Below are 12,862 nucleotides of genomic sequence, written 5' to 3'. Positions count from 1 at the left end.
AAATACCTTGAGCGATTAAAGACGCTACTCAGGGTATTGATCCGGTTTATCGGAAGGGCGTAACAGATTAATACCCGTCGTTCACTCCGAGCGCTGCGCCGCGTGTTCCCGAACAAGGCCGTCGACGATAGTTTCAAGGTCGGCAGGCGGCGATTCCGGCATCAACCGCAACGCAGCCTGCGCCAGACGCATTTGCCGCATGAACCGTCGGCAGTTCGGGCAGATCGCCAAGTGATAACGAACGCCCAGACGCTCGCGAAAGCTCAAATGACCATCGAGATAATCGCTGGATTTCGCCACTTGTTGTTTGCAGGTCAACATTCGCCCGTCCCCTCAAAATGCTCGATGGTGGCAAACACCTTCAAGCGCGCCCTGTGCAACAGCACGCGGACATTAGAGAGAGACAGGTCCAAAAGATTACAAATCTCTTCAGCTTCGAGGCCTTGCCGTTCCCGGAGCAGCAATACGCTGCTTTGCAATTGCGGCAAACTGAGCAAGGTTTTTTCCAGGCACTCGCGCAGCTCGCCTTCGGTCAGCAAGGCTTCGGGCGTGTCTTCGTGCCAGGCGGCCGGGCCGACGCGCCAATGCCCGTCACTGGCAAAACGTCCGTCATCGAGGGTGCCGTGAGGCGCAGGAAGATCGTCCAGCAGCACCTCGCGACGAGTGCTTTTGTAGCGATTTTTCGCAGCGTTGGCGGTGATGGTCAGCAGCCAGGTTTTCAGGCTGGAACGCCCTTGAAAACTGCTCAGGTTGCGCACCACTGACAGCCAGGCATCCTGCACCACTTCATCGACGTGACGCTGGCCCGCAATCGCATAAGCCACGGCACGCATCGCACTTTGATAGGTGCTGACCAACTCACGATACGCCCGCTGCTCACCGGCCAGCAGGCGTTGAATCAGTAATGCGTCATCCGTGGAGGACATCGATCAACGCTTGCGCAAGATGACGCTGCCAATCGAGTAACCGGCGCCGAACGAGCTCAGTACCGACAGCGCGCCCTTGGGCAAATCGTCTTGATGGGTGTGGAAGGCGATGACTGAACCGGCAGAGCTGGTGTTGGCGTAGGTGTCGAGGATGACCGGCGCTTCTTCGACCGTAGCTTCGCGCCCCAGCAGCTTCTTCACGATCAGGTGGTTCATGCTCAGGTTGGCCTGATGCAGCCAGAAACGCTTGATGTCGCTGACGTTCAGATCGTTTTCCTGCAAGTGAGTACCGATCAGCTCGGCCACCATCGGGCAGACGTCGCGGAACACTTTGCGGCCTTCCTGGACGAACAGCTTGTCCCGCGCGCCGACGCCTTCTTCGTCCGCACGGTTGAGGAAGCCGAAGTTGTTGCGGATGTTGTTGGAGAACTTGGTCAGCAGCTTGGTGCTGACGATCTCGAACTGATGTTCCGAAGTGGCCAGATCGGCGCGCTCGATGACTACGGCGGTCGCGGCATCACCGAAGATGAAATGGCTGTCGCGATCACGGAAGTTCAGGTGGCCGGTGCAGATTTCCGGACTGACCAGCAGCAAGGCACGGGCCTGGCCCAGCTTGATGCTGTTGCTGGCGGTCTGGATGCCGAAGGTGGCCGACGAACAGGCAACGTTCATGTCGAAGCCGAAACCCTGGATACCCAGCGCTTCCTGGATTTCGATGGAAATCGCCGGGTAGGCACGTTCCAGATTGGAGCAGGCGACGATCACGCCGTCGATATCGGCGGCGGTCTTACCGGCACGCTGCAAGGCTTGCTCGGCCGCCTTGACGCCCATTTGGCAGAGGATCGACTGCTCGTCGTTGCCACGTTGCGGCAGACGTGGCGTCATGCGCGCTGGATCGAGAATGCCGTCCTTGTCCATGACAAAACGGCTCTTGATGCCCGAGGCTTTTTCGACAAAGGCAGCGCTGGACTCCGTCAGGGCCTCGACCTCGCCGCGCCCGATGGCCTCGGCGTTCTCGGCATTGAACAGGGCAACGTATGCGTTGAAAGACTGCACCAGCTCATCGTTGGAAATACTGTTGGCAGGGGTAAACAAGCCAGTGCCGCTGATGACGACGTTATGCACGGTCGTTCCTCTCTTATTAGATCGCTACGGGCAACGATCTGCTGGGCATGAACATTGGTACAAACGTACCAATTACGGAAAATAGGGCGCGAAGTGTGCCATAAACGCCCGATTTTCGCGCTATTGCTACTGATTATTGAGCAAAACTGCGAAACGCATCAGCTGTCGACCTGATTCCATTGTTTGCTCAAACGCTTGTCCGAGACAGGTATTTTGGTCCCTAACTGCTGCGCAAACAACGACACTCGATATTCCTCCAGCCACCAGCGATACAGCGTCAGTTCTTCGTCGCGCTTGCCTTCCTGCGCATGTTTCTTCGCGCGCGTCTCGTATTGCGTCCATAGCCCCGCCAGTTCAAGGCTCCAGACCCGGTCCTTCTGCACTTGCGATGGCAGCTTTTCCAGGCGCATTTCGATGGACTTCAAATAACGCGGCAGTTCCTTGAGCCACTGCATTGGGGTTTCGCGAACAAAGCCCGGATACACTAACCGACTGAGCTGGGATTTGATGTCGTTCAAGGCCACGGCCTGTGTCAGATCGATCTTGCCTTTGAAGCGTTTTTGCAGACCGTGCCACAGCGTGAGGATTTCCAGGGTCAGCCTGGCCAGGCGCTCGGCGTGCTCGGTCCAGCCGCCGCGCTTGCGCTCGGCCAGCGAGGCCAGGCCTGCACCGTCGCGCGGCAAGCTGCTTTCATCGGCCAGTATGCAATTGTCGAGACTGGCCAACAGGATGTCTTCGACCAAGGCATCGATGCGCCCCAGATCGCGGTGGAGCAACGCCAATTCGGTTTGCCCCGGCAATTTGCCGCGCAGGAACTTCGCTGGCTCGGCCAGTTGCTGCAACAACAAACGCTGCAAGCCGCGACGATGCTGGAACTCAGCTTCGGCCGGCGTCGAGAATCGCCCTTCCTTGACCGTGCCCGCCTCTTCCACCAACGCCGGATAGACCGTCATCGACAGACCGGCGATTTTTTGCTGAGTCTTCTCCGCCACCGGCGCAAAAACCTTGGCTTCGACCGGTTGCTGGCCCTTGGCCGATTGCGGCACGGCCAATGCCGCCTGGCTGGCCTCGGCGAACCGCGCAGTCAAGGCATCCAGTTCACGGCCTTCGCCGAGAAACTTGCCGCTGCCGTCGAGGATTTCCAAGTTCATCTTCAGATGGCTTTCCAGCAGTTGTGCGGCTTCAGCCCAGGCTTCGTCGCTCACCCGCGCGCCGGTCATGCGCAGCAATTCACGGCCCAGCGCTTGCGGCAACGAGGCATCACCGAAGGTAATGCGTTCGAGCGCAGCCTTGATGAAGTCCGGCGCCGGCACAAAGTTTTTGCGAATCGCCTTCGGCAGGTTGCGCACCAGCGCGATGCACTTGGCTTCCAACAAGCCCGGCACCAGCCACTGCAGACGCTCCGCCGGCAGCATCGGCAACAGCGGCGCCGGCACCCGCAGCGTCACACCGTCGCGAGGATGATTGGGTTCGAAGTGATAACTCAGGGCCAGGGTCAGATCACCCAGACGCAGGGTGTCCGGGTAATACGCGGCCGTGACTTCGTTAGCATCGCGGGCCAGCACGTCCTCTTCGCGCATGATCAGCAGTTGAGGGTTTTTCTGACTCTCGATGCGATACCAACTGTCAAAGGTCGCGGTTTGATGAATCTCCGCCGGGACCCGCGTCTCGTAGTAACCGAACAGCGTGTCTTCGTCCGCCAGAATGTCGCGACGACGGGCCTTGGCTTCCAGTTCGTCGAGGGACTCCAGCAGCTTGGTATTGGCCGTCAGGCATTTGGCCCGGGACAGAATCTCGCCGCGCACCAGCCCTTCGCGGATAAACAATTCGCGGGACACCACAGGATCGATCGGCCCAAAATGCACCGGGCGGCGACCGACCACGATCAGGCCAAACAGGGTGATCTGTTCGAACGCCACCACTTGGCCGCGCTTCTTCTCCCAGTGCGGTTCGAAATGGTTTTTCTTGATCAAATGCCCGGCCAGCGGCTCGATCCAGTCGGAATCAATCTTGGCCACCATTCGCGCATAGAGCTTGGTGGTTTCCACCAGTTCGGCGGTCATCAGCCATTGCGGGCGTTTTTTGCCCAGACCGGATGACGGGTGAATCCAGAAACGCCGCTGGCGCGCGCCGAGGTAGTCGCCCTCTTCGGCCTTCTGTCCGATCTGGCTGAGCAACCCCGAGAGCACGGCTTTGTGCAGCTTGGCGTAGTCCGCCGGGTCTTTGTTGATGGTCAGTTGCAGGTCGCGACAGATCAGGCTCAATTGCCGATGGGAGTCACGCCACTCGCGCAGGCGAAGGTAGTTCAGGAAGTTCTTGCGGCACCAATTGCGCAGTGGGCTGGCGGTCAGGGCCAGGCGTTGCTCTTCAAACCCGCGCCACAGATTGACCAGGCCAGCGAAGTCGGAGTCGGCATCCTTCCACTGCGCGTGGGCCTGATCGGCGGCCTGCTGACGCTCGGGCGGACGCTCGCGCACGTCTTGCACCGACATGGCGCTGGCGACGATCAGCACTTCCTGCAAGCTGCCCTGGTTGGCCGCCTCCAGCAACATGCGACCCATGCGCGGGTCCACCGGCAGGCGCGCCAACTGACGGCCCAACGGCGTCAGCTGGTTCTCGCGATTGACCGCCGACAGTTCCTGCAACAGGTTGAAACCGTCGCTGATGGCCTTGCCATCGGGCGGCTCGATAAACGGGAAATCGGTGATCTCACCCAGGCGCAGATGCAGCATTTGCAAAATCACGGCGGCGAGGTTGGTGCGCAGGATTTCCGGATCGGTGAATTCCGGCCGAGCGTTGAAATCCTCTTCGCTGTACAGGCGCACGCACAGCCCCGGTTCGACCCGCCCGCAACGGCCTTTACGCTGGTTGGCGCTGGCTTGCGACACGGCTTCGATGGGTAGGCGCTGGACTTTGGCGCGATAGCTGTAGCGACTGATGCGCGCAGTGCCGCTGTCAATCACATAGCGAATGCCCGGCACGGTCAGCGAAGTTTCGGCAACGTTGGTCGCCAGTACCACGCGACGGCCTGGGTGCGACTGGAAAATCCGCTGCTGTTCGGCCGGCGACAGGCGCGCGTACAGAGGCAGAATCTCGGTGTGTTTAAGTTGCGCCTTACGCAGCATTTCCGCAGCGTCGCGGATTTCCCGCTCGCCGGGCAGGAACACCAGCACATCGCCGGGACTCTTGCGTTCACTGCGCTCCAAGGCCGCCAGTTCGTCCAGCGTCGCCAGAATCGCCTGATCGACCGTCAGGTCATCCTCGACCGGGTTGCCCTCTTCGTCCTGTTCCGAGGTCAGCGGCCGGTACCAGGTTTCCACCGGAAAGGTGCGGCCCGAGACTTCGACAATCGGCGCGTCGTTGAAGTGTTTGGAGAAACGCTCCAGATCGATGGTCGCCGAAGTGATGATCACCTTCAGGTCAGGACGACGCGGCAGCAGGGTTTTCAGGTAGCCGAGCAGGAAGTCGATGTTCAGACTGCGTTCGTGGGCTTCGTCTACGATGATCGTGTCGTAGCGCTCGAGGAAGCGGTCGTGCTGGGTCTCGGCCAGCAGAATACCGTCGGTCATCAGCTTGATCAGGGTGTTGCTGTCGCTTTGATCTTCGAAGCGCACTTGGTAACCGACCAGTGCACCCAACGGCGTGCCCAACTCTTCAGCGACCCGACTGGCCACGCTGCGCGCCGCAATTCGGCGCGGCTGAGTGTGACCGATAAGACCGTGTTGGCCGCGGCCGATTTCCAGGCAGATTTTCGGCAGCTGAGTGGTTTTGCCCGAACCGGTTTCGCCGGCAATGATCAACACCTGATGCTTGAGCAGCGCGTCCTTGATTTCATCGCGCTTGGCGGCAATCGGCAGGTTGTCGTCATAGCGAATCGACGGCACGCTCTCGCGTCGCGACGTGACCTGAGCGAAAGACGCCTGCGCACGCTCGACCCACTGCGCCAGCTTGCCCGCGTCGGGCTTCTTGCGCAGTTCATGCAACTGGCGACGCAGGCGATGACGATCGGAGATCATCGCGTGGTCGAGGTTATTCAGCATTTGGTCGATGGAAGGCGATTGGTCTGTCATCAGCTACGCAAAGTCTTTTGAGGGTGCAAAGGCGGGGATTGTCGCAGATTTGCCGGGTTCTGGCCGCAGGGTTGTGGGTGAGTGATCGGGCACATGACTCTGTAGGAGCCAACTTGTTGGCGAGCAGCTTGACTGCGGTGTGCCTGACACACCGTCTCGCGAACAAGTTCGCTCCTACAGAGAAATCATTCGCGCATCTCTAAAACAACCAAGCCCCGCATCGGCGGGGCTTGGTGTGGTGCAGGTCGCTTACGCGGTTTTTTTCAAGCCGATTTTTTTCAGCTCTTCATCGCGCAGTTCGCGACGCAGGATCTTGCCCACGTTGGTGGTCGGCAACGCCTCGCGGAATTCCACCGTTTTCGGCACTTTGTACCCGGTGACGTTGGCGCGCATGTGTTCCATGACCTGGTCCTTGGTCAGGGTCACGCCCGGTTTGGCGACGATGAAAATCTTGATCGCCTCACCGGATTTCTCGTCCGGGATACCAATGGCCGCGCATTGCAGCACGCCCGGCAACGAAGCCAGGACATCCTCAAGCTCGTTGGGGTAAACGTTGAAACCGGAGACCAGAATCATGTCTTTCTTGCGGTCGACGATGCGCATGTAGCCGTCAGGCTGGATGATCGCGATGTCACCGGTTTTCAACCAGCCGTCGGCGTCGAGCATTTCATCGGTGGCGTCCTGGCGTTTCCAGTAGCCCTTCATCACCTGCGGACCTTTCACACACAGCTCGCCGGTGCCGCCCAGGGGCAGTTCGTTGCCGGCGTCATCGATGACCCGACACTGGGTCGAGGGCACCGGAATACCGATGGTGCCAATCTGGATGTGCTGGATCGGATTGACCGTGGCCACCGGGCTGGTTTCGGTCATGCCGTAACCTTCGCAGATGCTACAGCCGGTCACTTCTTTCCAACGTTCGGCCGCTGCCAACTGCAGTGCCATGCCGCCAGACAGCGTCACTTTCAGCGCCGAGAAGTCCAGGCTGCGGAACTCCTGGTTATTGCACAGCGCCACGAACAACGTGTTGAGGCCGACGAAACCGCTGAACTTCCACTTCGACAATTCCTTGACCATCGCCGGCAGGTCGCGCGGGTTGCTGATCAGGATGTTGTGGTTGCCCAGCAGCAGCATCGACATGCAGTGAAAGGTGAAGGCATAGATGTGGTACAGCGGCAGCGGCGTGATCAGGATCTCGCAACCTTCATTCAGGTTGGAAGCCATCAGCGCCTTGCACTGCAGCATGTTGGCGACCAGGTTGCGGTGGGTCAACATCGCGCCCTTGGCCACACCGGTGGTGCCGCCGGTGTATTGCAGCACCGCGACATCGCCGCTGACGGGCGACGCGTCGTTCACCGGTTGGCCACGGCCTTTGCTCAGCACATCGTTGAAAGCGATGGCCTTGGGCAGGCTGTAGGCCGGAACCATCTTCTTCACGTACTTGATCACGCTGTTGACCAGCAGGCGCTTGACCGGCGGCAGCAGGTCGCCGACTTCGGTGACGATCACGTGCTGGACGTTGGTCTTGGGCACGACGATTTCAGCCAGGTGCGCCATGTTCGCCAGACACACCAGCGCCTTGGCGCCGGAGTCATTGAACTGGTGTTCCATTTCCCGCGCGGTGTATAGCGGGTTGGTGTTGACCACGATCAGGCCGGCGCGGATCGCTCCGAACACGGCAACCGGGTATTGCAGCAGGTTCGGCAGTTGCACGGCGATGCGATCGCCCGACTGCAGATCGGTGTGCTGTTGCAGGTACGCCGCAAAAGCGCCCGACAGTTCGTACAGCTCACCGTAAGTGAGAGTCTTGCCCAGGTTGCTGAACGCAGGCTTGTTGGCGAAACGCTCGCAAGACTGTTTCAATACCGCCTGAATATTTGGATACTCGTCAGGATTGATATCGGCAGCAATGCCAGACGGGTATTTATCCTTCCAAAAATTTTCGATCATGGAAGCCGACTCCTCAGCGACAGCAAATTCTACACACCGCTTAAATACGATGATTTTTTGTGGGTGTTCCAGGCTTTTCGCTTACCGATAGGCACGAAAAGCGGGCCGAGAGTAGCAGCTTTGCCGAGGGTCGACCAGAGCCAAAAGAGACCCCTACAGTCATAAACATGACTCAAGATACACATCAAGTCACAATTAGAGCATTAATTCTATTTACAAAAAATCACACTGAAAAAGCAATCGCGGGCAAGCCCGCTCCTACAGTTCGACGCCTTGTAGAAGCGGCTTGCCCGCGATTGACGGTGTAGCAGGTTTTACCCGATCAAGCGATATCGCGCAGCTCGCGGCGCAGGATTTTGCCGACAGGCGTCATTGGCAACGAGTCTCGCAGCACGATGTGCTTGGGGACTTTGTAACCAGTAAAGTTTTCTTTGCAGTAAGTCTTCAGCTCTTCAATGCTGACCCCCGCCTCCCGTGCGACCACGAACAGTTTCACGGCTTCGCCCGACCGCTCGTCGGGTACGCCGATCACCGCGCAACTGGCGACTTTCGGGTGTGCCATGACCACATCTTCGATTTCATTCGGATAAACGTTGAAACCGGAAACGATGATCATGTCTTTCTTGCGATCGACGATGCGGACGAAGCCGTCCGGGTCGATCACCGCGATATCACCGGTTTTCAGCCAGCCATCGGCATCCAACACTTCGGCGGTGGCTTCGAGGCGATGCCAGTAGCCCTTCATCACCTGCGGGCCCTTGATGCACAACTCGCCCCGTTCGCCCAACGGCAGCTCGACGCCGTTGTCATCGGTGACTTTCATCCAGGTGCCCGGCACGGGAATGCCCACGGTGCCCAAACGCGCCTTCTCGCCGTAGGGGTTGGTACAGGCCACTGGCGAGGTTTCGGTCAAGCCGTAGCCTTCGACAATCGCGCAGCCGGTGATTTGCTGCCAGCGCTCGGCCGTAGCCTTGACCAGCGCGGTGCCGCCGGAGTTGGTCAGCTTGAGGTGAGAGAAGTCCAGGCTTTTGAAGTCCGGGTGATCCATCAACGCCACGAACAAGGTGTTGAGCCCGAGCAACGCCGAGAAACGCCAGTTTTTCAGCTCTTTGATGAAGCCGCCGATATCCCGCGGGTTGGTGATCAGCACGTTGTGGTTGCCGCTGACCATCATGCACATGCAGTTCGCGGTGAAGGCATAGATATGGTACAGCGGCAGCGGCGCGATCATCACTTCGCTGCCCTGCTTGAACAGCGGCGTACCGTCCGGACCGTGTTGCAACATGCAGGCATACACCTGCTGCATGTTCGCCACCAGATTGCCGTGGGTCAGCATCGCGCCCTTGGGCAAGCCAGTGGTGCCGCCGGTGTATTGCAGCACGGCAATGTTGTCGAGGCCGATGCGCACCGCTTGCAGGTGATGACCACGGCCCAGTTTCAGTACGCTTTTGAACGAGACTGCCTGTGGCAGGTCGTAGGCCGGCACCAGCTTCTTGACCTTGTCGACGACGGTGTTGACCAGCCAGCCTTTGGCGGCCGACTGCATGTCGCCCATCTTCACTTCGATCAGGTATTGAATGTCGGTGTCCGGCAGCACTTCCTGCACCAGTTTGCCGAACACGTTCAGGTAGACCAGCGCCCGCGCGCCCGAATCCTTGAACTGATGACGCATTTCCCGCGCGGTGTACAACGGGTTGGTATTGACCACGATCAGGCCGGCGCGCAAGGCACCAAACACGGCGATCGGGTATTGCAGCAGGTTAGGCATCTGCACGGCGATGCGATCGCCGGGTTGCAGATCGGTATTCTCTTGCAGGTAAGCGGTAAACGCTGCCGAATGACGTTCCAGCTCGGCATAGGTCAGGGTGACGCCCATGTTGCTGAATGCCGGGCGGTCAGCGAACTTTTTGCAGCAACGCTCGAATACCTCGATCACCGACTTGTACGCCGCAAGGTCCACCTCGGGGAGCACACCGGCCGGGCGTTTATCGTTCCAGAAATCAGGTTGCATTGTTGTTTGTCCTCTTACCTGAGTGTGTCTGGCCCGCGTATTCAACAGCGGGGCTTGCCGGACGTTAGCAGCTAACGTCAACAAGGCAAATAGTCCACAGCTCGTCATCAATCGTGTGAATCTTGCTGCTGGTCGGACTGAGATTGGTCATCGGCTATACAATGCAAGGATATGTCACACGAGGCACAAGGAATCGCCATGACTCACTCTGCTTTTTGGCTCGATGCCAGTGATCACAGTCGCCTGTACGTCAATCATTGGTACCCGCCGGTATCGCCCAGGGCTGTTGTGATGTTGTCTCATGGAATGGCTGAACACAGTGGTCGTTACGAACGCTTCGGCGCAGCGCTGAATACCGCAGGTTTCGCCTTGTATGCGCTGGATCAGCGCGGCCACGGGAATACCGCCGCCCATGGCGAACTGGGGCACTACGCCGACGAAGATGGCTGGAGCAAAGTGGTCGGTGATCTGGCCAGCCTGTCGCAATACATCCATCAGAAACATCCGGGGCTGCCGATTTTCCTCATGGGCCACAGCATGGGCAGTTACATCGCCCAGGCCTATCTGCTGCACCACAGCGGTAGCTTGCAAGGGGCGATTCTCAGTGGTTCGAATTTCCAGCCGGTGTCGCTGTATCGCAGCGCCAGCCTGGTTGCCCGCCTGGAGCGCTGGCGTCAGGGGCCGACCGGGCGCAGCGCGCTGATCGAATGGTTGTCCTTTGGCTCCTTCAATAAAGCCTTCAAACCGAACCGCACGCCATTTGATTGGTTGAGCCGCGACCCGCAAGAAGTCGACAATTACATCAACGACCCTAATTGCGGCTTTCGCTGCACCAATCAATTCTGGCTGGATATGCTCGGCGGCTTGCAGCAAATCAGCAAACCGACCAACCTTGCCCAGATCGATCCCTGCTTGCCGTTGCTGATTACCGGGGGAGAATGTGATCCGGTGAGCGAGGGCAAACGTCTCAAAGATCTTGCCGCTGCAATGACCCAGGCCGGGAACCAAGCAGTGCAACTCAAACTCTATCCGCAGGCGCGTCACGAGGTGCTCAACGAAACCAACCGCGATGAAGTCACCCGTGACTTGCTCGACTGGCTTGAGCAGGCACTGAGGATTTCTCGACCACCGCGCACCGAATAGAGAGAGCGGCACCCGCCACCGATACGTTTATCGTCAACCTTTACGCCACGGGAACACTCCATGACTCAAGTCACCAACACGCCGTACGAAGCGCTCGAAGTCGGCCAGACCGCCAGTTACAGCAAGACCGTCGAAGAGCGTGATATCCAGCTGTTCGCTGCGATGTCGGGCGACCACAACCCGGTGCATCTGGATCCCGAGTTCGCCGCCGCCACCATGTTCAAGGAGCGCATCGCCCACGGCATGTTCAGCGGCGCGTTGATCAGCGCGGCGGTCGCTTGCGAATTGCCTGGGCCGGGCACTATCTATATCGGTCAGCAAATGAGCTTCCAGAAGCCGGTGAAGATTGGCGACACCTTGACGGTTCGTCTGGAGATTCTGGAAAAGCTGCCGAAATTCCGCGTACGCATTGCTACCCGCGTATTCAACCAGCGCGATGAGCTGGTGGTGGATGGCGAGGCCGAAATCCTCGCGCCGCGCAAACAACAGACCGTCACTCTGCCGACGCTGCCAACCATCACCATCGGCTGAAAAGCTTCGCACCTGCTCCTACATGGTGATGCGATCTATTGTAGGAGCGGGCTCTTTTGCGCCTGAGCAAAGAACGAAAAAAAGGCGACCGAAGTCGCCCAAAATGCCTTGCGTGCTCTTTTCCAGCGCTATTTGCGCTTGTTCGTATCCTTCCAGATGAAAATTCCCAAGCCCGCGAAGAACGCCAGCATCAGGCCGACGGTGAGTACACCGGCGATGACCACATTATCGAGAAACATAAACGCCTCCCCTGCTTCATCCTGTTCGATGAAGCAAGGTTAACCAGCAAGGCGTTGGAGGATATTGATCCAGGTCAATAGCGGCCACGACAAGGCGCGACAAGCAGTGGATCACTGACCGGCATCAAACATCGGAGGGATGAGCCGTGGCACTCAAGGCTTTTTCGGTTTGCCCTTGGGCTTTTTCTTGCCTTTGCCCATGGGCATCGCCTGCTCGAACGCCAGACGAATTTCATTGAGGCGTTTGTCTTTGAGATCGTGGGTACGCTTGGCGCGTTCGGCGCCCAAGTCTATCAATTTGTCGTCTTCGCTCATGGCTTCTACGTCTTGAACTCGGGATACGCCAATAATGCGTGGGGAAGGCCGCCGTGGCTAGCGGTGATCGAGCTAGTTGCACGACAAAATGTTGGAAGCTGCCGCCCCTTTCGTCGCAAAACGGCAGCAGGTCGATATCAGCCGGACCACGGAACCCTACACCTCTACATCCACCCACAGCCCTTTATGCGGCTCTTCGTCCATCAGGGCGATAACGGGCACGGTGTTGTCGGCATTCAACGAATCCCCGGGAATCGCCAACGGCTCTTCCGGCTCAGGCTCGCCATTACGGCGCCGTTGCTGACGGCGTTCCTGCTCCTCACGCAACATGGTCGCGGTCTGTTCGGGATCGCGCTTGCGCAGGTCGATGGTGCTTTCATTGGACGTTGGCTGCACCGGCATCACGGGCGGGATGTCCGGCCGTTGCTTGACCGGATCGAGCTGTGACGTAACGGGCACTGCGCTCAGCGGTAGAAACGGTGGCAGCATAATTATTGATCTCCTGTCTGCAGACTGTCGGCTGCCGCTTCGTCGACTTGAGTAACATGAAGTAAA

General features: G+C 58.8%; 11 protein-coding genes. 2 read left to right on the top strand and 9 right to left on the bottom strand.

The genetic code is table 11. The features are described from left to right. Positions 1-81 precede the first annotated feature (81 nt). The 6 genes from ACF0H7_RS05340 to fadD2 all read right to left on the bottom strand — a co-directional run bounded on the left by ACF0H7_RS05340 (position 82) and on the right by fadD2 (position 10,079). Entirely contained in the window at positions 82-321 is a 240-nt protein-coding gene (locus ACF0H7_RS05340; RefSeq protein WP_397451753.1) for an anti-sigma factor family protein, read from the bottom strand. Beyond that, a complete protein-coding gene (locus ACF0H7_RS05335) occupies positions 315-926 on the bottom strand; it encodes an RNA polymerase sigma factor (protein ID WP_397451752.1) in 612 nt (203 codons plus the stop codon). The genes ACF0H7_RS05340 and ACF0H7_RS05335 overlap by 7 nt, the downstream gene beginning before the upstream one ends. A gap of 3 nt (positions 927-929) precedes the next feature. Next, complete coding sequence (locus ACF0H7_RS05330; protein WP_397451751.1) at positions 930-2,051, bottom strand: beta-ketoacyl-ACP synthase III; 1,122 nt, start codon at positions 2,049-2,051, stop codon at positions 930-932. 158 nt (positions 2,052-2,209) lie between these two features. Continuing rightward, positions 2,210-6,121, bottom strand: coding sequence for an ATP-dependent RNA helicase HrpA (gene hrpA / locus ACF0H7_RS05325; RefSeq protein WP_397451750.1), 3,912 nt, complete (start codon positions 6,119-6,121; stop codon positions 2,210-2,212). A gap of 249 nt (positions 6,122-6,370) precedes the next feature. Then, on the bottom strand, positions 6,371-8,068 hold the full coding sequence (gene fadD1 / locus ACF0H7_RS05320; RefSeq protein WP_397451749.1) for a long-chain-fatty-acid--CoA ligase FadD1: 1,698 nt from the start codon (positions 8,066-8,068) through the stop codon (positions 6,371-6,373). Between the two features lie 322 nt (positions 8,069-8,390). Then, positions 8,391-10,079, bottom strand: coding sequence for a long-chain-fatty-acid--CoA ligase FadD2 (gene fadD2 / locus ACF0H7_RS05315; protein WP_397451748.1), 1,689 nt, complete (start codon positions 10,077-10,079; stop codon positions 8,391-8,393). Between the two features lie 198 nt (positions 10,080-10,277). On the opposite strand from fadD2, the gene ACF0H7_RS05310 reads away from it, so the two are divergent. Together ACF0H7_RS05310 and ACF0H7_RS05305 are read left to right on the top strand one after the other, a co-directional pair. Beyond that, on the top strand, positions 10,278-11,222 hold the full coding sequence (locus tag ACF0H7_RS05310; RefSeq protein WP_397451747.1) for a lysophospholipase: 945 nt from the start codon (positions 10,278-10,280) through the stop codon (positions 11,220-11,222). A gap of 60 nt (positions 11,223-11,282) precedes the next feature. Continuing rightward, on the top strand, positions 11,283-11,753 hold the full coding sequence (locus ACF0H7_RS05305; protein WP_397451746.1) for a MaoC family dehydratase: 471 nt from the start codon (positions 11,283-11,285) through the stop codon (positions 11,751-11,753). A 128-nt stretch (positions 11,754-11,881) separates the two neighbouring features. Here the strand turns inward: ACF0H7_RS05305 and ccoM are convergent, their stop codons facing one another. From ccoM to ACF0H7_RS05290, 3 genes are all read right to left on the bottom strand, one after another. Beyond that, positions 11,882-11,992, bottom strand: coding sequence for a cytochrome c oxidase subunit CcoM (ccoM, locus tag ACF0H7_RS05300; RefSeq protein ID WP_397451745.1), 111 nt, complete (start codon positions 11,990-11,992; stop codon positions 11,882-11,884). Positions 11,993-12,145: 153 nt separating this feature from the next. Beyond that, a complete protein-coding gene (locus ACF0H7_RS05295; protein WP_397451744.1) occupies positions 12,146-12,307 on the bottom strand; it encodes a hypothetical protein in 162 nt (53 codons plus the stop codon). Between the two features lie 156 nt (positions 12,308-12,463). Beyond that, complete coding sequence (locus ACF0H7_RS05290; protein ID WP_397451743.1) at positions 12,464-12,796, bottom strand: aspartate-semialdehyde dehydrogenase; 333 nt, start codon at positions 12,794-12,796, stop codon at positions 12,464-12,466. Positions 12,797-12,862: the final 66 nt, after the last annotated feature.

It is taken from the genome of Pseudomonas sp. NA-150 (assembly GCF_044336365.1).
In the GTDB taxonomy this organism is placed as follows: Bacteria; Pseudomonadota; Gammaproteobacteria; order Pseudomonadales; family Pseudomonadaceae; genus Aquipseudomonas.
Note: the sequence above shows the minus strand (reverse complement) of the source record. Positions and strands in the feature narration are given on the sequence as shown.